This is a genomic window from Paenibacillus solani (assembly GCF_050475945.1).
In the GTDB taxonomy this organism is placed as follows: Bacteria; Bacillota; Bacilli; order Paenibacillales; family Paenibacillaceae; genus Paenibacillus_AQ; species Paenibacillus_AQ solani_A.
Map to the genome: position 1 here is coordinate 86,291 of NZ_JBCMXJ010000011.1, position 21,856 is coordinate 108,146.

General features: G+C 39.7%; 25 protein-coding genes. 13 read left to right on the forward strand and 12 right to left on the reverse strand.

Translation table 11 applies throughout. The features are described 5' to 3' along the window. Positions 1-472: 472 nt before the first annotated feature. The 5 genes from ABEQ74_RS13280 (at position 473) to ABEQ74_RS13300 (ending at position 4,925) form a co-directional block, all read left to right on the forward strand. Positions 473-1,642 carry an ABC transporter ATP-binding protein gene (locus tag ABEQ74_RS13280; RefSeq protein ID WP_430122644.1) on the forward strand — a complete coding sequence of 390 codons (1,170 nt, stop codon included), beginning with the start codon at positions 473-475 and terminating at the stop codon, positions 1,640-1,642. A 1-nt stretch (position 1,643) separates the two neighbouring features. Further along, a complete protein-coding gene (locus ABEQ74_RS13285) occupies positions 1,644-2,309 on the forward strand; it encodes an ABC transporter permease (RefSeq protein WP_053490554.1) in 666 nt (221 codons plus the stop codon). Between the two features lie 47 nt (positions 2,310-2,356). Beyond that, a complete protein-coding gene (locus ABEQ74_RS13290) occupies positions 2,357-3,259 on the forward strand; it encodes an osmoprotectant ABC transporter substrate-binding protein (RefSeq protein WP_430122669.1) in 903 nt (300 codons plus the stop codon). A 12-nt stretch (positions 3,260-3,271) separates the two neighbouring features. Then, positions 3,272-3,973 (forward strand): ABC transporter permease, encoded by a 702-nt coding sequence (locus ABEQ74_RS13295; protein WP_430122645.1) that lies wholly within the window; start codon positions 3,272-3,274, stop codon positions 3,971-3,973. A gap of 292 nt (positions 3,974-4,265) precedes the next feature. Next, on the forward strand, positions 4,266-4,925 hold the full coding sequence (locus tag ABEQ74_RS13300) for a hypothetical protein (RefSeq protein ID WP_430122646.1): 660 nt from the start codon (positions 4,266-4,268) through the stop codon (positions 4,923-4,925). Between the two features lie 86 nt (positions 4,926-5,011). Here the strand turns inward: ABEQ74_RS13300 and ABEQ74_RS13305 are convergent, their stop codons facing one another. Both ABEQ74_RS13305 and ABEQ74_RS13310 read right to left on the reverse strand, forming a co-directional pair. Further along, the gene (locus ABEQ74_RS13305; protein WP_430122647.1) at positions 5,012-5,365 is read right to left on the reverse strand and encodes an acylphosphatase; all 354 of its coding nucleotides are present in this window, start codon (positions 5,363-5,365) and stop codon (positions 5,012-5,014) included. Positions 5,366-5,450: 85 nt separating this feature from the next. Beyond that, on the reverse strand, positions 5,451-5,909 hold the full coding sequence (locus tag ABEQ74_RS13310) for a DUF5680 domain-containing protein (RefSeq protein ID WP_430122648.1): 459 nt from the start codon (positions 5,907-5,909) through the stop codon (positions 5,451-5,453). A gap of 276 nt (positions 5,910-6,185) precedes the next feature. Here ABEQ74_RS13310 and ABEQ74_RS13315 point away from each other — a divergent pair, with 276 nt between their 5' ends. The 8 genes from ABEQ74_RS13315 (at position 6,186) to ABEQ74_RS13350 (ending at position 11,453) form a co-directional block, all read left to right on the forward strand. Then, positions 6,186-6,488: an urease subunit gamma gene (locus ABEQ74_RS13315; RefSeq protein ID WP_430122649.1), complete on the forward strand. Its 303-nt coding sequence runs from the start codon at positions 6,186-6,188 to the stop codon at positions 6,486-6,488. A gap of 27 nt (positions 6,489-6,515) precedes the next feature. Next, positions 6,516-6,839: an urease subunit beta gene (locus tag ABEQ74_RS13320; RefSeq protein ID WP_430122670.1), complete on the forward strand. Its 324-nt coding sequence runs from the start codon at positions 6,516-6,518 to the stop codon at positions 6,837-6,839. Beyond that, a complete protein-coding gene (ureC, locus tag ABEQ74_RS13325; protein WP_430122650.1) occupies positions 6,836-8,548 on the forward strand; it encodes an urease subunit alpha in 1,713 nt (570 codons plus the stop codon). Before ABEQ74_RS13320 ends, ureC begins: the two co-directional genes overlap by 4 nt. A 9-nt stretch (positions 8,549-8,557) precedes the next feature. After that, positions 8,558-9,013 carry an urease accessory protein UreE gene (gene ureE, locus ABEQ74_RS13330; RefSeq protein ID WP_430122651.1) on the forward strand — a complete coding sequence of 152 codons (456 nt, stop codon included), beginning with the start codon at positions 8,558-8,560 and terminating at the stop codon, positions 9,011-9,013. Next, positions 9,006-9,692, forward strand: a complete 687-nt coding sequence (locus tag ABEQ74_RS13335) for an urease accessory protein UreF (protein ID WP_430122671.1) — start codon at positions 9,006-9,008, stop codon at positions 9,690-9,692. The genes ureE and ABEQ74_RS13335 overlap by 8 nt, the downstream gene beginning before the upstream one ends. A gap of 28 nt (positions 9,693-9,720) precedes the next feature. Further along, on the forward strand, positions 9,721-10,332 hold the full coding sequence (gene ureG / locus ABEQ74_RS13340) for an urease accessory protein UreG (protein WP_430122652.1): 612 nt from the start codon (positions 9,721-9,723) through the stop codon (positions 10,330-10,332). A gap of 1 nt (position 10,333) precedes the next feature. Next, positions 10,334-11,158 (forward strand): urease accessory protein UreD, encoded by an 825-nt coding sequence (locus tag ABEQ74_RS13345; protein WP_430122653.1) that lies wholly within the window; start codon positions 10,334-10,336, stop codon positions 11,156-11,158. Positions 11,159-11,234: 76 nt separating this feature from the next. After that, complete coding sequence (locus ABEQ74_RS13350) at positions 11,235-11,453, forward strand: DUF5342 family protein (protein ID WP_430122654.1); 219 nt, start codon at positions 11,235-11,237, stop codon at positions 11,451-11,453. Between the two features lie 72 nt (positions 11,454-11,525). Here ABEQ74_RS13350 and ABEQ74_RS13355 read toward each other — a convergent pair whose 3' ends face one another. The 10 genes from ABEQ74_RS13355 to ABEQ74_RS13400 form a co-directional block, all read right to left on the reverse strand. Continuing rightward, entirely contained in the window at positions 11,526-12,446 is a 921-nt protein-coding gene (locus tag ABEQ74_RS13355) for an urea transporter (protein WP_430122655.1), read from the reverse strand. 231 nt (positions 12,447-12,677) lie between these two features. Beyond that, entirely contained in the window at positions 12,678-13,094 is a 417-nt protein-coding gene (locus ABEQ74_RS13360) for a GNAT family N-acetyltransferase (RefSeq protein ID WP_430122656.1), read from the reverse strand. Between the two features lie 279 nt (positions 13,095-13,373). Continuing rightward, on the reverse strand, positions 13,374-13,682 hold the full coding sequence (locus tag ABEQ74_RS13365; protein ID WP_430122657.1) for an SRPBCC domain-containing protein: 309 nt from the start codon (positions 13,680-13,682) through the stop codon (positions 13,374-13,376). Positions 13,683-14,230: 548 nt separating this feature from the next. Next, the gene (locus ABEQ74_RS13370) at positions 14,231-15,130 is read right to left on the reverse strand and encodes a GIY-YIG nuclease family protein (protein ID WP_430122658.1); all 900 of its coding nucleotides are present in this window, start codon (positions 15,128-15,130) and stop codon (positions 14,231-14,233) included. A 180-nt stretch (positions 15,131-15,310) separates the two neighbouring features. After that, entirely contained in the window at positions 15,311-16,291 is a 981-nt protein-coding gene (locus ABEQ74_RS13375; RefSeq protein WP_430122659.1) for an ion channel, read from the reverse strand. 167 nt (positions 16,292-16,458) lie between these two features. After that, the gene (locus ABEQ74_RS13380; RefSeq protein WP_430122660.1) at positions 16,459-17,256 is read right to left on the reverse strand and encodes a hypothetical protein; all 798 of its coding nucleotides are present in this window, start codon (positions 17,254-17,256) and stop codon (positions 16,459-16,461) included. A 181-nt stretch (positions 17,257-17,437) separates the two neighbouring features. Continuing rightward, a complete protein-coding gene (locus ABEQ74_RS13385; RefSeq protein WP_430122661.1) occupies positions 17,438-18,511 on the reverse strand; it encodes a hypothetical protein in 1,074 nt (357 codons plus the stop codon). Between the two features lie 209 nt (positions 18,512-18,720). Further along, positions 18,721-19,653: a hypothetical protein gene (locus tag ABEQ74_RS13390; protein WP_430122662.1), complete on the reverse strand. Its 933-nt coding sequence runs from the start codon at positions 19,651-19,653 to the stop codon at positions 18,721-18,723. Between the two features lie 182 nt (positions 19,654-19,835). Beyond that, a complete protein-coding gene (locus tag ABEQ74_RS13395; protein WP_430122663.1) occupies positions 19,836-20,930 on the reverse strand; it encodes a GTP pyrophosphokinase in 1,095 nt (364 codons plus the stop codon). 239 nt (positions 20,931-21,169) lie between these two features. Continuing rightward, positions 21,170-21,856, reverse strand: a 687-nt coding sequence (locus ABEQ74_RS13400; RefSeq protein WP_430122664.1) for a hypothetical protein, incomplete at its 5' end; no start/stop codon positions are given.

Here is a 21,856-nt window from a genome sequence, read left to right on the forward strand (position 1 = left end):
GCAGTTATACGGACCTATTCATAAGGGACTCGTTTCCTGCTTACGCATTTGGCATATATCCAGCTGGGCTGAATATATCTTCCCATTATACGAACTGGGGCACACAGGCTTTAGATGTTTTGTCGGATGGATGTAACAGGGGATTGCAGAGCTTGGCAGGCTACAAAAGCAAATAAGGTGGAGTTTTTGGTAAGTAAGTCAATGTTGTACCGAAGTTTTTTGACTTAAGTTGTTTATACCTCAGGGTTTCCTCTAATGATTTGTTTCCACCCCTAGATGATGCGCTTCATTTTATCGATTTTGCTTTCTTTTAAAGCTAACTTGTTAGCTTCATTTCCATTTCTACATAACAAGGCTGCTGCCTTCCTTAAATCCGACATTGACGTTTCCCCGCAACCGTTTTTTTGTCATGGATGGATGATTTGCCAAATGCTCCGCATAATATGGATACTGCTTGCAAAGGGGCGATTGAATGATAGTACTGGAGCATGTGAACAAGGTTTATGATAATGGCTTTCACGCGTTGAAAGACATTAATCTCGAATTCAAAAAAGGGGAGATTACCGTCCTGATTGGACCGAGTGGTTGCGGCAAATCGACAACCATGAAGCTGATCAATGCGCTCAATACGCCATCATCGGGTAAAGTGCTGATTGACGGCAAGGATATCTCCAAAATGAATCCGGTAGAACTTCGACGCAATATCGGCTATGTCATTCAAAGCGTTGGTTTATTCCCGCATATGAATATCTCCAAGAACGCGGCTGTGGTTCCGCGTCTGAAGAAATGGGATAAAGACAGAATAGAGCAGAAAGTGAATGAATTGCTGGATATGGTCGGACTCGATCACACCATTTATGGCACTCGCTATCCATCCGAGCTTAGCGGCGGACAGCAACAGCGTGTAGGTGTCGTGCGCGCACTTGCCGCAGAACCCGACATTATCCTTATGGATGAGCCGTTCTCGGCACTGGATCCGATCAGCCGTGAGCAGCTTCAGGATGAGCTGATCCGGCTTCAGCAGGAGCTTAATAAAACGATTATCTTTGTTACGCATGATATGGATGAAGCTATTAAAATTGCCGACACCATCGTTCTGATGAAAGATGGTGAAGTGGTTCAAACAGGCAGACCGGACAGTATTTTGCGGCATCCTGCCAATGATTTTGTGCGTGACTTTATCGGTTCGAAACGTCTGCAAAATGAAAACGAAAGCGAAAGCACCTATGAAATTCCGCTTGTCGATGAAGTGATGATTACGAATCCGGTCACGGCTTTCCCGAGCCGTGGACTGGCAGAAGCCATCAAAATGATGGAAATGAAGCGGGTCGATTCGCTGCTGATCGTGGATCGCAACCGGCAGCTTCAAGGCGCGGTTTCGATCTACCGAGTGCTCGATCAATACGGCGAGGAAGGCAAAACCGTGGCGGACGTTATGCATCCGGTCCGTTATTCCGTTGCTTCGGGGAGCACGCTTCCGCAGGCGATCGAGATCATGGACAGCCACCAGCTCAGCAATCTCCCCGTCATCGACAGCAACAACCGCTTTCTCGGACTCATTACGAGAGGTAGTGTCGTTAAGCATCTAGCCGAAGTCTACCCAACGATAGCTCCTCCTGAGCTAAGCGGAGAGGGTGAGTAATATGAATGCATTTTGGAGTTTTATCACGGATCGTTATCCGGATATTCTGAAGGCTTTGCAGGAGCATCTCGTCCTATCGTTCTCTGCCGTGCTGCTCGGGACGATCATTGCCGTACCAATCGGCATTCTGCTCGTATACAACCGGGTGGGCTGGATCAACCGTATCGTCTTTTTCATTGCGAATCTGTTTCAGACGGTTCCCAGTCTGGCACTTCTGGCGATTCTTATCCCGCTGCTTGGCATCGGCATGAAGCCGGCCATATTGGCGCTGTTTCTATATTCCCTGATGCCGATTCTACGGAATACGTATGACGGATTTCACTCCGTGGATAAAGGTGCGCTCAATTCCGCCCGAGGGATGGGATACAGCATTGCCCAAACGATTCTGAGAATTCAGCTTCCCTTATCGCTTCCTTACATCATGTCCGGTATCCGCATTACGACGGTATACATCATCAGCTGGGCCACACTGGCTTCCCTGATTGGTGCTGGCGGCTTGGGCCAGCTTATTGTATCGGGCCTTGGCGTCAACAAGCCTGAGATGATATTCATCGGGGGCATTGGGGCGATTCTCTTGGCGCTGGTGGCTGACGGTCTGCTTGGTCTTCTCGAAGGCTGGCTCAGCAAGCATTACCATCAGAATCAGACTCGGGACGCTGCGATATGAGCCATATCAACGAAAAGACAGCGAGTCGGCGGAACAAGGGAGGCGTGATGGCACTGAAGAAACTCAAATGGATAACTACGTTGGTCGGCCTGATGATGATAGTCGCATTCACTTCCGCATGCGGAATTAAAAGCGATATTACGATCGGGACCCAAACCTATACCGAAACCAAGATTATTGCCGAAATCTATAAAGCTTTGATCGAAGACCAAACGGATCTGAAAGTGGATATTATCCCGGATCTGGCATCAAGCTCATTGGTCATCAATGCGATGAAGAAAAACGATGTTCAGATGTCGACACTCTATACCGGCGAAATATTCAACAACCATTTCCCGATTAGCGGTACGAAAGACCGTGCAGAAGTGCTCAAGGAAGCGCAGGAAGGATTTCAGGAATACTTTGGTTTCACCTGGATGAATCCTCTGGGTTTTGAGAACACGTACGCGTTCACGGTAAGACGAGATCTTGCCGAAACGAATGGATACACCAAAATTTCCGATGTCAAAAAAGACATGGCCAATATGAAGCTTGGCGTAGATACAACGTGGCTGGAGAGAAGCACGGATGGATATCCGGCATTCTCCAAAGCCTATGATATTAAATTCGGTCAAATATTCCCTATGGAAATCAGCTTGGTATACAGCGCGGTAGCCAACGAGCAGGTTGATATCGTGCTGGCCTATTCAACGGATTCCCGGCTGAAAGCCTACGAACTACAAACGCTTCAGGATGATAAGCAATTCTTCCCTCCTTATGATGCAAGTCCGGTACTGCGTTCGGACCTCTTGAAGGAGCATCCTGAAATTCAGGATGCGATAGCGCCTATCGTCGGTAAGCTGGATGCAGACACCATGATATCGCTCAATTATCAGGTGGATATCGAGAAGAAAAGCGAGCGGGAGGTCGCGATCGCGTACTTGAAAGAGCAGGGCCTCTTGAAAAGCTAAAGGAGGGTTAGCATGGAAAGTGAACATTTAACATTTTCAGATTTTTTGTCGTATATATCGCGGAATAAAGATATGCTCTGGGAGTTCTTCCTCCAGCATATTACGATGGTTGTAATCGGTCTCGGGCTGGCCGTCATTATCGGAGTGCCCCTCGGCATTCTCTGTTCCAAGAACAAATGGGCTGCCAAGATCATTCTGTTTATAACCAATATTCTTCAAGTCGTACCGAGCCTTGCGATGCTGGTTATCCTCATGCTATGGCTGGGCCTCGGCACGAAGACGGTCATGGTTGGATTGTTCCTGTATTCACTGAACCCAATCACACGTAATACGTATGTTGGATTGCAGCAGGTAGACACCAGCTATTTGGAATCGGGTAAGGGGATTGGCATGAGTCCCTTCCAATTGCTCATCAGCGTGCGATTTCCGCTTTCACTGACGTATATTATGTCAGGTCTGCGCATTGCAGCCGTCATTGCCATCGGCGTAGTGACGATCGCTCCTCTCGTAGGAGGAGGGGGACTTGGGCGGGAGATTTATGCTGGACTGAACAGTAATAACTCTCTGCGAATTTTTGCAGGCGCCATTCCTGCGGCAGTGCTGGCGATCGTGGCGGATGTCGTGCTTGGCATACTGCAGCGCAAGATGGATCTGTCCAAGCGCAAGTCAGGCGGTGCGGTTACAGCTCCAGCGAAACCACAGAAAACCGCCTGATGATTGCAACATGTATAGAAGCATACTTTTGACTCTCGAAGAGGCATCCCACAAGTTTAACCGACTTGGGATGCTTCTTTTTTCTGGTTCAAGAAGGCGATGCTCATAAATGGTTGATATCCCCGCTTCTGTCAGTCTATAACCCATGTGGAGTTTTTACTATATATGTCTAAATTCAAAATACTTGGTAGAATTCGCATAACGATCTTATAAAAGTTAGCGTTGTATTATATATAGGCCTAATAGTCCCAATGATCTCATCCAATCACACTAAAGGAAAGAGGTTACAGGTATGCCCAAAACGAAAAAGAAAACATACCTCCTGTGGTCTGCAATTGTGCTTGTCATTTTGTTGACAGGTTGTGGACCAACCAAAGTAAAAGAAGATAAGCCGGAGGCTGAACAACAAGAGAAGGGAGCTCACAAATTATCGGATAAAGATAAGAACATAATTACTGAAGATATTAAATCACTATTCGCAGAAACCTGGGATCCCCAACATTACAGAATCGACAATATATCGGTTCAGTTTCTGAATGAACAGGACGAAGGAGATAAAACATCCGTCGATGCGAATGTCAGTTATACCATGACTTTAATAAGGAATCCTGCGGACAGTCCTCTAATTAGAGGGATGAAAGAGGCCTTAGCAAAAATAAAACCTGACGATGAACGGAAGATAGCTCAAGATATGATAGATGGCTACCTTAAGGAAAAGGAGCCTGAATTCAATCAAGAACAACAACTCAGCCTTCCGCTTAAAGTAGAGGTAACCAACAATGGCAACGACGATTTGGAGTATCAACTATTATATCCCGTAACGAATGGGGAAGAGATCACATTGCATCCAGCAAGAGAATATTTCCTGGAGAATTTTAAAGAAGATGAAGCTGCACAAGAGAAAATGGGTGAGGACATGATTAATGAGGAAATAACCAGAGCCAAAGGGTAGGGCGTCGCGGCGTTCCATCAGATGAGAATAAAATGAAGCCAAAAGCGGGTGAATGCTTTTGGCTTCTAGTTATGTATAAAGTCCTGTTACTTCTGAATTGTAAAGCTATCTTCACCCTCTACAGTAGGCAGCTCTGTTATCGTCAGGTTGTTTACACTCGCACGTTTCAATGACTGCATACACTTGACCAGAAAATCAATATGCAGCTCTTCCCCTTGTAATTCTGCTTCCACGCTGCCATCCTCCAAATTTCTCACCCAACCGGTTAATTTCATTCTTTGAGCAATACAGGATAGTTCCAGGCGGAATCCTACCTTTTGTACCTTTCCGGCAAAGACTGCTTTTTGTCTGATCATCTTGCTTGGTTTGAAGTCGGGAATCTTAATACGATTCGCATGCCAAGTGACATAGTCATTTCTAAATTTTTTTAGAACGCTCATTCATGGGCTCCTTTATAGCTCCGCTTTTGCTGTCAGATTGTTTTTACTTTTTGATCTCCTGTATTTATGACTTCAGAGGGATTTTCTACACATGCTGAATATTCCCACCATGAAATAAAAGGCTAAAGATCACTCGATCATTATACCGAATAGACTCTTCTCCTTGAAATTTATTGAGATCGCCTGACCAAGAACAATGGTATTCAAAAATATCATTCTTATAATGTTTCGGTCCACGATAAGGTGCTTCAGGTGTAACCTGCTTCAAGCACTCAAATAAAAAGTCCGGAAAGCCCTCAATAGGATCGTGGGTATAGCCATAGTAATTCATCCCCCAAAGTGCTTTTTCCTGATGCCAAACGATCTCTTGTCCAATAAAATTGATTTCACCAAAATAACTGTCCATATATGCGTAATCACCATCTTTGTAGGGCAAATCTTTGGAGCCCATTCGACATGGTTCTATCAATGCTCCGCTTCCTGATGCATAAGTTGTTTTCTTAGCTTGAACAAGAAATGATAAGAATTCATGATCTAAAGTCATGGTTATATCCTCCACATAGAAAATTAAATGAGCAACCGATTGCTAGAATTAGACAGATTGGCGTCGAAAACACCTTGTTAGGCGATGCCAGAGTTTTCTTGGAAACTACTAAAATCATGTAATAATTCTACAAAGCCCACCAATATCCTCCCTAATAATACTTCTGAATGGTTGACCTTTCCCTTGATGAATTCTCTTAAGTATAAGTTAATCCAATTTGGAAATTATGTTAATAGCATATAGGGGTTTTACCAAAATGTGTAAGGGGGGTTGAAGATGCTACTCGTACCACGCGAAATAGACAAACTTATGATTGTTGTGGCAGCTGATCTTGCGAGAAGAAGGCGGGAAAGAGGGTTAAGGTTAAACTACCCTGAAGCTGTTGCCCTCATTACCTATGAAGTTTTGGAAGGTGCAAGAGATGGAAAAACAGTTGCCGAATTAATGGAATTTGGGGCGACGATTCTAACACGTAATGATGTTATCGAAGGAATAGCAGATATGATTGACGACATTCAAGTGGAAGCCACTTTTCCGGATGGAACAAAGCTGGTTACCGTTCACAGCCCCATTCGATAAAGCTAAAGGAGGATCTACATCATGGAAATGGAACCTGGTCAATTATTTTTAAAAGAGGAACCCATCATTTGTAACGATGGAAGAGACCTGTACATTCTGAAAGTAACCAATACCGGAGACCGCCCTGTACAAGTAGGTTCCCACTATCATTTTTATGAAGTCAACGAAGGTCTGAAATTTAACAGGGAAGAGGCCTTGGGTAAACGACTAAATATTCCTTCTGGAGCCGCTGTTCGTTTTGAGCCTGGAGATGAAAAAGAAGTGGAGTTGGTTTCCTATGGAGGAGAACGCATAGTCTATGGATTTAACAATAAAATTGATGGATCGTTGGAAAGAGGGTCAGATCAATGAGTTTTAAGATGCCCAGAAAACAATATGCAGAGATGTATGGGCCAACGACCGGAGATTCGATTCGTCTGGCAGATACGGAAATATTTATCCAAATCGAAAAGGACCTGACCACTTATGGAGAAGAGGTTGTTTTCGGGGGCGGTAAGGTGATTCGTGATGGAATGGGTATGCATCCCCTTGTCACACGCGGTGATGGGATTCCCGATGTCGTGATTACCAATGCGGTCATCCTGGATTACACCGGCATTTACAAGGCAGATATTGCGATCCGTGATGGAAAAATCTCTGGAATCGGAAAAGCCGGAAATCCACTTGTTATGTCTGGAGTAGATATTGTTATTGGCGCCGCAACTGAAATCATTGCTGGTGAAGGAATGATTGTAACTGCCGGCGGTCTTGATACGCATGTGCATTTTATTAATCCTGCTCAAGTGGAGACCGCTCTATCTGCAGGACTCACCACTTTAATTGGTGGCGGTACAGGTCCGACCGCGGGATCGAGAGCAACCACGGTCACTCCAGGCGAGTGGAACATTCATCGGATGCTGGAAGCCATTGAAGGACTGCCAATCAATGTAGGGTTGACCGGGAAAGGCCAAGCTGCAACGGAAGAACCATTAGCTGAGCAAGTGAGAGCGGGAGCGATTGGATTAAAAGTACACGAAGACTGGGGAGCTACACCTTCAGCCATTGATCATGCATTACGTGTCGCTGACAAATATGATGTGCAAGTGGCTCTGCATGCGGATACTTTGAATGAAGCGGGATTTGTAGAAAATACGATCGCAGCTTTAAAAGACCGGGTGATTCACATGTATCATACCGAGGGGGCTGGTGGAGGTCATGCACCGGACTTGATTAAAACGGCAAGTTACATGAATGTTCTGCCTTCTTCAACCAATCCAACATTACCCTACACGGTCAATACAGTAGATGAACATCTCGACATGCTCATGGTATGCCACCATCTGAATCCATCTGTGCCGGAAGATCTTGCTTTTGCGGATTCCAGGATTCGAAAAGAAACGATTGCTGCAGAGGATATCCTTCAAGACATGGGGATTTTCAGCATGACCAGTTCAGATGCCCAAGCCATGGGACGAATTGGTGAGGTAATTATTAGGACCTGGCAAGTGGCCGACAAAATGAAACTGCAGCGGGGTTCTATGCAAGGGGACAGCAAACTATCCGACAACAACCGGGCCAAACGTTACATCGCCAAATATACGATTAACCCTGCGATTACGCATGGGATTGCTGATTATGTCGGTTCCATCGAGGTTGGCAAAATTGCAGATCTTGTTGTATGGTCACCGGCGTTTTTTGGAGTGAAACCGGAATTAGTCCTAAAAAGCGGATTTATCGTATGTGGAATGATGGGAGATGCCAACGCATCGATTCCAACGCCACAGCCTGTCATTAGCCGTCCAATGTATGCAGCATATGGTAAAGCTTTGCAGAAGAGCTCGATTACGTTCGTATCCCAAGCTGCCTATGATGATAAGGTCCACGAAAAGCTCGGGTTAGAGAAAGTGGTATTGCCTGTACACGGAATTCGGAAGCTAACCAAAAAAGATATGAAGCTTAACTCAGAAACACCTGAATTATCCGTTGATCCACAAACTTATGAGGTCAGAGTAGACGGGGAACTTATTACATGCGACCCGGTTGACAAGGTTCCGATGGGGCAGCGATATTTTTTATTTTGAGGTGAGAAGATGCTGATCGAAAGAATTGAAACCAATATTGGGAATTTAGAAAAAGAAGAATTAACAAGACGCCATATCGAAAAGGTTTACCTGGAAAGCGATCATCTGATGAAGCGGGTTCAGAAGGTCAAAACCGACCATGGCCGAGAAATCGGAATTCGTCTTAAGGATGCGCGTAACCTTGTGGTTGGCGATGTATTGTACATGGACGATAAGAATATGATCGTCATTGATGTGCTCGCTGATGATTTATTAGTGATTAGCCCGAGAAGCTTACATGAAATGGGGAACATTGCGCATCAATTAGGCAATCGCCATCTTCCGGCGCAATTTGAAGATGATGTGATGCTGGTTCAATATGATTATCTCGTGGAGGATTTATTAAATGCCTTAGATATTCCTTATCAGCGGGATAAACGGAAGGTTAAACAGGCGTTTCTCCATATTGGTCACAGCCATGGATAACAGGATTCTATCCTTATTCCAGCTTTGTGATTCAAACTTTCCAACAGGGGCCTTTAGCCATTCCTATGGACTTGAAAGTTATATTCAAGAGGGTGTGGTACACGACCATGACACCTTTTCTCACTGGCTTCAAGTTTATGTTCAGGATCAGCTCATCTATGCAGATGGGCTGGCCAGTTATCTGGTGTATCAGGCTCTGGAAGAAGAGGATTACGCTAAGGTATGGAAAATGGATCGATTACTGACGGTTCAAAATTTGCCTCGCGAAACGAGGGAAGGTACCCAACGAATGGGTGAGCGGATGTTAAATCTTGTTCAATCCTTATACGAGGGGCCCATGTTATCGATGTACAAAGAAAGGGTTAAAGCCAAGCTATCATTTGGTCACCCTTCGATTGTGTTTACGATGGTTGCCCACGATCTTCGTGTGCCCAAGTCAATGACGGTTACATGTTACTTATATTCTGTTGTTTCCAGCCTCGTGCAAAATGCAGTGCGCGGAATCCCTTTGGGACAGACAGCCGGTCAGAAAATTCTTCATGATGCTGGGCCAGTTCTAATAGAAGCTGTTGAGAAAATCGGCCAGTTGGATGAAGGGGATTTTGGGATGGTTTCTCCCGGTATTGAGTTGTCTCAGATGAGGCATGAGCGGGTAAACATTCGCATTTTCATGTCTTAAACAAAGAAAAAAAGGAAGTGATGTTCTTATGGAACCCATTAGAATCGGTGTAGGCGGCCCTGTTGGTGCAGGCAAAACGCTGCTCGTGGAGAAGCTAACACGTCATTTAAATGATGAACTCAGTATGGCGGTTGTAACCAATGATATCTATACGAAAGAAGATGCCAAATTTCTAATGCAAAATGGCATCCTTCCTGCTGATCGGGTGATTGGCGTAGAAACTGGAGGATGTCCGCACACGGCCATTCGTGAAGATGCCTCGATGAATTTTGCGGCAATTGATGAGTTAATAGGAAGGCATCCGGATGTTGAGCTCATTTTCGTTGAAAGTGGCGGTGACAATCTCGCAGCTACCTTCAGCCCCGAATTGGTTGATTTCTCGATATACATCATTGATGTTGCCCAGGGTGAGAAAATCCCGCGCAAAGGCGGACAAGGGATGATTAAATCCGATTTGTTTATTATTAATAAAATCGATTTAGCGCCACATGTCGGGGCGAGTCTGGAAGTCATGGAATCAGATACCAAAGTATTTCGCGGTGACAAACCCTTTGTTTTCACAAATTTAAAGGATAATACGGGATTGGATCATGTAGTGGGTTGGCTCAAAGAAAATGCCTTATTAAAAGGATTGGGTTAGCATGGAAAACTGGACGGGCGTATTAGATTTAAACGTTGAGGATAGAAACGGGAAGACGGTCGCGAAAAATGTGTATTTTCAGGGTGCATTTAAAGTCATGCGCCCTGTTTATCACGATGATTCAGGTCAAGTTTGCTATTATTTATTAAATCCCGGCGGCGGATATCTAGATGGTGACCGGTATCAGATGAAGGTTCAGCTCGGCGAAGGAGCAAAGCTGACGTTAACAACCCAAGGTGCCACGAAGGTCTATAGAACACCGAAGAATTATGCCTACCAAGAGTCCGAATTCATCCTGAAACCAGGAAGCTTGCTTGAATACATCCCTGATCCGTTAATCGCTTATCAAAACGCCCATTTCAAACATAAAAACGTCATTCGCATGGATCAATCGGCTACCCTTCTTTATTCCGATATCATTACGCCGGGCTGGTCACCGGAAGGGGAGCATTTTAGTTATAAAACTATCCAGTTGTTGAATGAGATATATGTCGATGAGGAATTGGTGGTTTTTGACCATATCAACTTAAAGCCTTCGAGTCAGAATATAAGGGGATTAGGTTTTATGGAGGGATATACTCATTTAGGGTCCATGATCGTCATTGGGAGCGGGGTGGACAGTTCTCTGCTGGACCGGTTATATTTGGCCATTGAAAATAATACCCTTGATTATAAATTGGGAATATCTGCTTTATCGGTTCCTGGCTTTACCATCCGTATGTTTGCCCATTCAACACAAATGATTGAAAAGATCTTTTCGAATATTCATCAGTCCATCCGGGAAGAGTGGTTTCAGACAAAGCCTTCTTTCTTAAGAAAATATTGAGTTTTCGTGGAGTAAGAATAGATACTGTTGATTATGGAGAACCTTAATTCATTAGAGAAGGAGGTTCCGAAGCGAGATGATTGATAATTTTGAAGTAGATCACCTTTTCGAGGGGCAAGTCCATGAACGACCTCAATTTTCGTTAACGGTTGAAGGTCTTGAATACAAGGGGATCGTTCACGATGGTGATATCCATTGGTACCATCCACATCCACAACAAAAGCTTGAGGAAGAACATTTAAACAACATTGAATCCGAGGTTTATGATTTGATGAGTGACCATCTTGAATCCTAAGTGAATAAAGAGGATGTCCTAACGAGGCGTCCTCTTTTCTTGTTCTTTGGGCTATATTTTGTAAATCATTCGTTACAATCTGGGGAGTAATTTCCTGGCACCAAGAATTATCCATGTGCACAAAACAAAAGGCATGGTCAGTACGGGAAGTCCAAAGGGTAAGAGCCAGGTTTGGAGACTCGCTGCTATGGGAACCGTTAAACAAGCCCCGATAATTCCAATGATAAGTCCCTGCCGCTCGTTCTCTTTAAACACAAGGGAAACCGCAATGATGGTTAGAATCGCATTAAAACCATAAAGCCCCGAATTAATTAACTGGTGCTCGCCTCCAAGTCCGTATGCTGTTATTAATGAAGCGAAGCTACCTATGATCGTGTAAGCTCCGAATTTCCATCCAGCACAACATATAGCGATAAATAGTAAAATCCCCGACAGAGGATGATCGAGAAAGAATATTTGTCCGACTCCATTCACGGCTGCGCCAAGCAGCCAATGGATCCCTCCATGAATATCGAGTTTCCAGCTTGCCAGTGTTTGGGGCACAAGATCAGGGGAAATCTTAAACGTAATTAAGCGATACGAGGCGAGCAGTAAAAACCAGGTTAGAATGATGTACGGGAAGGTAAGGACGGGAATAGCAGATTGGCGCATAAAGTGCATCGTGGCAGCTGTACATAAAGCAGCGACGGCTGCACCAAACAGAGCAATAATCCAGCGGTCATTACCGCTTAAGAATAAAGAAAGGGCCAAGCCTGATAGTACAGAGTTATAACCATACAACCCTTGACTGACACTATCCTGGTCTGCACCGCCCAATTTTCCAATTAACGTTCCGATGAGCGCTGAGCATAAAGCAATGATCCCTAAAGCATAGGATGCAACGGTTATAGCAGCCAATATAATAAGTCCGGAAACTGCATTTTCAATCAAGATGACCTGAGATATGCCTTTGAGAGAAGAAGTGATGAAAGAATTGAAGGAGTTCTTGTTCATGATAGTATTAATACAAACCACTCCCTTGGGGATTAACTAATCATGGATCGTCATTAATAAAATCCCCCAGGACAGAAAAAAGTATTCTAAAGAACGGAAAAGCTGCGTTAGGCAGGATAAATACCTGCGATGATGGAAGAAAATCAACACAGCAAATAACCCAGCCTAAGATAAGAGCTATCTATGGCTGGGTCGTTTCGTGAATACAATAACGCTATTATGAAGTTTGCCCTACAATGTCTTCCCTGATTGCTGATTATAGTTGCGCTTCATCATGCCAGTCGTTACACGCATTCCTCTATTCTCATAGTATCCTTGTAGATCCGCATCACATAACAAATCCACCATATAATAATCCTTTAGCTCTTCTAACATTCTGTCAACTAATGCTGAGCCAATCCCTTGTTTCTGATACTCTGGTACGACTTCTAGTAATGGTATGTATGCTGTTAACACCTTATCTGAAATGGCATTAATAAATCCGACAACCTTGTTGCTGTCACTATCAACTGCTAGCCAAATATAGGTTGAATTCTGTAGTATTCGATAAAAGTTCGCCCTCGACGGTGGATTCGGCCATCCATCAAAAAATCCTGAGTCCAATTGCTCTTCATTTATTCCGTCTAAGGAATTTAAATATTCGATCATACGAATGAGTCCTCCAGTTGTTGTGATAATCATGTATCTTCTATGATTATACATTGGAAGTGAAAGGGGAGTAATCCCTAGTGCGTGAAAACAATGTTAGATGATGTAGAGGAGGACTTCGAATTCACGGATTCTTCTTTTTTAGGTTTCTTATTTGTTTTAAGTTCTTCAATGTTATTATCTATTTTTGACATTATGTTACCTATGGAGTAAATCATATTGTTCCTATTGTTTATTATTCAACGAAGAATGCGAGATTTTCAAGAGATGACCTTAAACCTACGGCGTGATATTCTTGTCGTATTCCTTCGGTACATTTTCATAAACGATGGTTACCTCAGTTCCATCCTGGACAATGGCAAAGGTCCATGTCATCGTCATTTCACCCGCAAACATGGGGTCATTGGATTCAAATTCAATTAATTGTACGATTTGCTCATCTGGGACCAAATTCAAGAATCTCCCTTGAACAACATCTGTATGTTCCGACGTCTTTCCAGTTGAGGAATGATCCTCATCATTATACGTTAGAGACATCAGAAATACTCCGCCATTACGCGCGTCGAACTCATAAATCTGACCTTTCATTCCCTCTGGTGGAAGCCATGAAATTTAGAGCTTCAGGATATATAAATGCTTGATAAATTGTTTGCGGAGATGCCTTAATTATTCTAGAGGCAGAGTCGATTCTCTTCTTGGGCGTATTTGTCATGAAAAACCTTCCATAAATTTTTACCGTCTATCATAATTAAACAATCAGCGTCGATAAATTCAGTAGAAGATGTCATTCGAGCAGGGAATTCACCTATTTTTCAAAGTAATCAAAAAATACCTTCTCCATTTCAGGTAAATCTTTAATATCTTTTAGATACACATTCACCTTAACCATTGATTCTAACTGTATACACATTCAGATAAAGTTCTTTTAAGATTGAAAAATGTATTATGTATTTGGGCGGAGAAGCTTTCCCCAAAACCCCGATGTAAGCCAAGAAACACATAATCTCTAGCAATAACCGCTGAAGAGTAGCTAAAAGGGGTTGAAATTTTTGTGATAATATAAACAATCTCCTTCATTTGATATCCGAGGCTCCGGAAGGAGCCGCTGCTTGAATATTATGTTTTGAGATGTCGAATTACTCTCCATTGCTCTCACTTTCGAATTTCTTTTCTTGATTCTGCTTAAACGTCCTTCCATTAACATCTATCCACTCCACAGGGCCTGCTGCTTGGCGCCCCAGTACTACAGCAGTTGCCGCACTAATACTAGAAAAAATCGCATTCTCATTAAATATATAAAATTCTCCGCCATCGACTAGAACTCCGGTTTCTATCAACTTGTTTCTCTGCTTGATCCATCCTTCAGAGATGGAACTCGACGTCTGTTTACAGCTTTGAGATCCAGACAGAACTACATAGCCTTTTTCAGTTTCAATCAATTTAGCAGAAGCTCTCTTACTTTTTAGCGTATATACGATGTCGCTATTAACTTGAACTGGCGCAATCACAGTCTCATTTGATTGGTTAAGGGTAGAAGGAACTAAGAACATAAAATTAACTACCGGAAAAATCAACTTCATCTGCTCTAAAAAGTACTCCATATCTGAGATATCGGCTTCAGGAAGAGTCGTTAACTCAGGCTGAACCGAATTATCAATTTCGGCTGTTTTCGCATCTTTAGATAAAGAGATAATACGAGATTCCAAATACTTTATATGAGACTTAGTAAGCATTTCGTCCTTGCTTATAAAGGCTACAATTTCAATAAAATCCTTATCTGAATCAGCTAAATGTTGCTTTAATCTCTTTTTAAGATTTTCTGCTTCACCTATGTAAATTCGTTCATTATAGTTATCGTTATTAGGTAAAGATTTTAAAATGTAGACTCCTGGTCTATTAAACTCGGAGCGCTCTATAATTTTGGGTAGAGAAGAGCGTTGTGAATATACAGCTTTCCCTGACCAATTACCGATCTCAATTGTTCTAGGCCCTGTTTCTGAGCCATCTACAAGAAATATAGTTAGTTTTTTCCCCACTTTGTTTCTCCTCTAATTTGATTTCTCATAACATTCTCTGTATTCACGACGTCCGACGAAGTCGGATGTGTTCAGCTGGCCCAGATTCCCTGCCAAATCTCCTGCCGGACCGAGGGCGAATGCCTGATGGATGAATATGTTGTTAAACGAAGTAATTGCCTTACTGAGTTACCTACAATACTATTTCTTTGGAATAAACTTGTCTGCGAAAATACTAAGCAAGCCACCTAGCATTATGTAACCGATTACTACTTCTAATGTTACAAGTATTTCACCTAATAAATTTGCAGGTGAAATATCACCGTAGCCTAATGTCGAGAAAGTAACCACACTATAATAGTAGAATGAAAAGGGGGTTAAATCTCTTCCACTTGTGATAATGAAAGAATCACTAAAAGCTGAGTAAAGTGCTCCAAAAATAATCGATATAATTACAGACCAGCCAAACCATCTAAAAAAGCTCTGGCCACAATCACTAATAACCCACCAAATATAATAAACGATTTTATTTGCAACGCTGTGGTTTTTAAAGTTTTTCAAAAAATGTTTTCTTCTTATATTGTCAAGAAATAAAGGATTAGTACTTCCTGCAAATGCATCAGTATCGATATTATAAAAGTCAGTTTTTCTATCAAACTTAACATAACCAAGATTTGAGTCTTTAAAGGATACACTTGATATCCAAGCACCACACAAATCACCATGTTCAAATGAACAATTATCAAAGTTAGAAAGTGTTAGATTTGAATTGCTAAAATCACTATAGTCAATAAATGTAAATTCAAAATGACTATACAAAATATCAGCATTTGCAAATTTTGAAGTCATAAACTTTGAATTTTTAAAATTGGAGTATTTTAGAGAACAATTTGAGAAATCGAAAGAGAAAATTTCGTCATTCTTTAAGTTATAAAAATTGCTAAAATCGATTCCCCTTAAATCTATTTTTGGTGATTTCGCGCTCATATCTTCCTTTATAGTACCTACTAACTCGACGTACTGATTGCTAGTTCCATATTGATAGTTTATTTCAATTATCTTTTGCTTGATCTTCTTCCCTTGAGGAGTATTCCATCTTTTAATAAGAGCATCTTCACTCATTGAACATATAATTTCTCTTTGTTCTTCACTCATTTCTTCCCATTTACATGTAGCAAACATTAGCTGCATTCCCCGATTCTTTTCAATTATTTCGTCTAACCTAACGTCCCCGTATTCGCGACTCGTGTATCGTCTGAGTTATCTCCCATGATTATACATCGGACGATCAAGGGGTGTAAGCCTCGATGCGTGAATATAATGTTAGCTGATGCCCCTTCATCCTCGATTCACTTACTACTCTTTTTAAATTCTTCAAGCTCTTTTGTGTCTCTGAAGTACCAATATATATTATTGCTTTCCTCATATGTTTCTTTATCACCTAATACAATAACTTTATTATTTTTAGGATACAGTATATGTAAATATATTCCTTTTTCTTTTACTTTGATTTTATATTTTTCTCTTTTATTTACTGGCTTGAGTAAAAGCCATTTCATTAAACCTATATATATAAAATAGAACACTAAAATCAAATATCCTGGAAATAATATCATCTCAATAATTAATTGGAATAAATCATTAGTGTCTTCATAATCTAGTAGATAATAAGAAAGATCACTAGCAAAATAAAAAGTTATTATCAAATGAGTATATAATACCCAAAAAGATACAATTTGTATTTTACTCTTCCTTAAATCTTCGACAGCTTTTTTCTTAAATATTTTACATATTGCTATTCTAGCAAGCAATATCAGTAAGACAAATAAAATAATAAGCCAACCATAGGCTAATACTGTGGTTACTTTCTCTTTATTTAGTCCTATTTCTTTAAATAAATAGTTTGTTTGATAACCAAAAAACACAAGAACAAGCCCGCCTATTATACTTGAAATAATAGCCTTTAAAGACTTTAGTAATATACGATTTTCATATGGCATTAAGTCATATTCTAAGCTTCTTGATGTAATTGATCTTACATAGAACTTATAAATTCCATAAATAACAGGTAAAAATGTAATCGAAGCACTTAAAAAACTATTAAGATCTTCACCTGTTACTTTTTTAAGATATTCAAAAATAGGCATAGTATTTTCCTCCATCTTTTCAAGGGGTTTCAGCTAACGTTCCTGTATTCATGAACCCCGAAGGGGTTGTCTGCTGAAATCCGAAATCCATCCCGCAGACCAAGGCTCCATCGGAGCCGCCGCTTGAATATTATGTTATCGGACGGACTTGCCTTCATTGAGTTAGCTATCATGTCTAAAATCAAGTAAATAATGCAGTAATCACTGCACCAATTACCCCACCAGAAATAGCTGCTATTACTGTTGCCGACATAACATTCACATTAAGTTTTTGATTTTCATAAAGTTTAATAAGTTCAGTTACTTGACTGGTAGGATAATTTACTCGTTCATTAATTTCTCTATCTATATATGAAGAAAAGTGAATGATATTTCTTTTGTTTTTTTGGATGTATGAATTATAAAAAATTTGGTCTTTTTCGAAATAACTAATGCTAATAAAGAGATCTTTAAGAATTCTATTAATTAAAAATAAATATTTAACTTTTCTCCTTTCTTGCTTTAAGCTTATTAGAATGTCAAACTTCTCTTCAATTGAACCCCATTCCCTGATTGATGACAAATTTGTATGCATCAATTCATAAAAAAATCCAATCTCATCGAGGATTTCAAGCTCTATATCTTCAAACGCCTCATCAACATCAGTATATCCGTTATACATTATGTTAATTTCATCATAAGCTTTCGTTTCTAAAATTGAAATTTGGAACTTATCTTTTATTTGATTATTTTCCTTGATAAAAAAATCTCCATGAAATGGACTTGGTCCAAGAACTTGAAAATCAATAAATGAATCTATTTTCGAAAATTCTTTCCTTAGAAATTCACGTACTAGAACTACAGCACTGGAAGGATCTACATCTCCTCCATATGGCTCAAGAAGTTGCACTATTGCGACTGGTAAATAATAAGTATAATTAATTACAACTCTGAATTTTTCCGTTTTAAAAAGTTTAGGATTATGCTTTAAGTCTTCTTGAATTCTTTTGGGAATAAATATATCAAATGAAATTCTCACATTTCTTACATTAGGTTTAATTCTTCCTCCTAAAGACATATTGTCATAAATCGAACTGCTAATTTCTTTTGAAAAATCAAAATCTTCTTCATCTAATTCAATCTTTATCTCACTTATATTTGATACAGCTTCGAATGTTTTTTGAAGTTCATTAAAATATCCACCTACAGTAGTAGAAGTTCCTGCTTTCATTCCAAAATTGAAACATCCTATCCCAAACGAGATTTCAGAAGTCATTTTCCCATCTCCAATTCCTACCAAAATATAAGTATATATATTTTTAACATTATCGCTTTATGTACTTTCAATCAGACTTAAGTCTGTCCGATAACGTTCCTGTATTCATGAACCCCAAAGGGGTTGTCTGCTGAAAAGCCTCCTCGAAATCCATCCAGTAGACCAAGACTCCGAAGGAGCCGCAGCGTGAATATTATGTTATCAGATGTCTAGCTTATCAATAAATCGGAAATATCTATGATTCTAAAATCAGTTTTTTCATCGAGTCCAGCTATAGTGATACAAATGTAAGCGTTATCGAAATTAAATTTATTTTCATTCATTTCTGTTTTATAACTTCTGATTTCCTCTTTTAAATTTGAAATAAAAACATCTAGCAACTCAGGCATACTCAGTGCTAAGTCCAGACTATACTTCATTACTATTATCTGAAGCACAACACGATTACTATCTACCCCCTCAAAGCTATTGTTAGATTTAATTAGATTTTTTAAAATCTTTTCTTTGATGGAACTTAAATCAAAGGTGATATTCCAAAAATCAGATAAGCTCACCCCTTCATCATTCAATGAGGTGGGAAATGTTTGAAGTATCCTTCCTTTTTCTGAGAAGCGGTTCAATTCACTTGTAAGTGGCCTAAATGCTATTTCGATCTTCCTTTTGTTCTTCTTCTCATAAACAAAACTGCTATTTACTAAATCTAAATCAGCAGTTGAGAGATATTCTATTAGTTGCTCCCCTAATTCAATGGCTTCCTTATCGCTAACAATAGCCATTGGCATATCAACAACAAAACTATTCGCAATATAATCGTAAACCTTATCATCTATACAATTCATAGCCTGGTTAAACATTCCGTTTATTATGCGCATACCACGCTCCGAAGCAATCTCTTCCGCCTCTTGTTTTTTACTTTTTGAAAAGGCATGATGAAGCCGTTTTACCTCAACTGTTAGTATTTTATCAACACTTTTAAATTGAAAATCAGCAGTAAAATTATCACTCTCTTTATCTGGGCAACTATAATGCTCATAATTCGTGTTTTCTTCAGCCTGTATCCAGTCAATAAAATGTGTAATCTCTCGCATCGTACACTCTTGTGTTTTACATTTATCACAATACTCTAATTCTAAGAAATTCATTTTTTTTGCTCCCTTGATTAGATTTCTGATAACGTTCTTGTATTCACGAAACGACACAACCTTAGATAACTCTTATCTTAGGCTGTGTCGTTTGTTGTCTGAACTTCTCCCATGATTATACATCTGACAACCAAGGGGCTATAGCCCCGCAGCGTGAATATGGCGTTATCGGATATCATAATTCAACCCACAATATCATCATAGATTTTTATTAATCTATTCGAGTTTCTAGCTCTATCTTCATCTAATCCAATATCAAACTTCTCGAAATATTCAACTGCATCATTGAAAGATCTTTTTTTGGCGACCAAATAATAACACAAATAAAAGAGAGCAATATCTAAATTCACATAACTAATTTCATATTCATGATTATCTTCAGAATTTAACCATCTAATGGAAAATTCAATTATATCGTTACTATATTCATTTAATAAATTTTCAATTTCAGAAATATACTCAATACCTAAATAATGTAGTCTTTCAACATACCTATCAAGAAAAACTGATGATATACTTAATTCGTGATTTGCTGTTTGTGCAATTGCTTTTGATATTTCAAGTATTTTATTATTATTATTTACAAAGTATTCCAAAGACACTTTATCAATAGATACCTTAGTTGGTTGTGATTCGATTTGTTTTGATACCTGCTCTTCATAGTCCTCTAGATCATTCCTAATCCTCATAAATTCGGAATCTGCAATTTCTAATAATCCAGCTAATCTAGAAAAGTTTCTTCTAATATCTTTAGGAATTTCTAGTTTGCTTTTATATCCTAAATCATGTTCAATTTCAGCCCATGTATGTTGTAAAATTGTTCTAATTTGAATTTCAGCTGAACAATTTTTAAATCGACTATATTCAGGTAAGCTAATTCTATTTTCTCTTAACTTAATTACATAATGCATCGACAAATATCCAAATCTATCTGGATCCAGAATTTTTCTTTTATCTATTGAATTTTCTTTATCAAAATCAAATTCTTTCTCAATTAAATTAGCAATTAAATCAACCTCATCAGAAAAATATGTAATTATTCTTAAACCTGCGAGGTCTGTAATATCTTCTAACTTATTATATTTGTTCATATTTCTTTGAAGTTTGCCACTTAAGCTCTTAAGCTCTTTTTCTCTGAAAGTAATAGAATGAACATTAATTTTATTGGATAAAAGTATTTCTGAGATTAATGATGCAAGTTTATTAGAAAAATCCTTATATAATCCTTGCTTAATTTCAAATTCATTTAGAATGTCTGGTGTTTTATTTGTTTTCATTGTTATTCCTCCATGCTAATTATGATTTCCGATAACGTTCTTGTATTCACAAACCCGAGAGGCTTAAGGCGACAAAGTCGCCGGCTGCGCTTGCGCAGTTAGCCTCGCAGGGTTGTCCGCCTGATTCAGCACCCTCGAAATGCCCCTGGAGGACCAAAGGATGGCGCATGCCGGACTGCAGCGTGAATACATTGTTATGCGTAGTTACTGCCTACTTTGAATTCTCTACATATTACTTGTTAATTTGCTTTCTTTAGCCTGTATTTACTAACTTCTTTTGCTTTGTTATAAATTGCTGTTATATAACTGAGATCAATTCCTTCAACAATCTTATCTAAAAGACCGTCCTTAAATTCAGAATCCATTAGAGACTTCGAGAAATCTTCAATGGAAACAAATTCTTTAGCTATTTTAAAAATTTCTTCGAACATTTTACCGGCTTGCTTTATATCAGATCCGTTTGAATCTAGCTCAATTATTATCCTTTTCGTCTTGATAAAATTTCCTCTGTCATATTCCATAAGAATAAGCACTGGGTTATATGGAAAATCTATTCCAAAATCTGATTCTAAGTTTCTAAGAAAATCTAAATATATCTCTCTATTAAAATAGTAACTTTTTTTATTTATTGTTATTTTTTCATTTTGATTATATGAGTCCTCCTCCAAATATCCCGGCAAATAAAAATTAATATATTTATCCGATTTGTAATTAAAAGTGTCTATGTAATTTAATATATACTCTTTACATCTATGTTGATGGAAGTCCGCAACTAGTAGTCCAAATGTTACTGGGATATCGTTATTCTCACGTCTCTTAATTTCATGAACCATTCTTTCATATTGTCCAAGTGGCCACATAGAATCACCTTTATTTTTAAGATTTTGTATTGCAGTAATTACGCATAACGTTACTGTATCCACGAC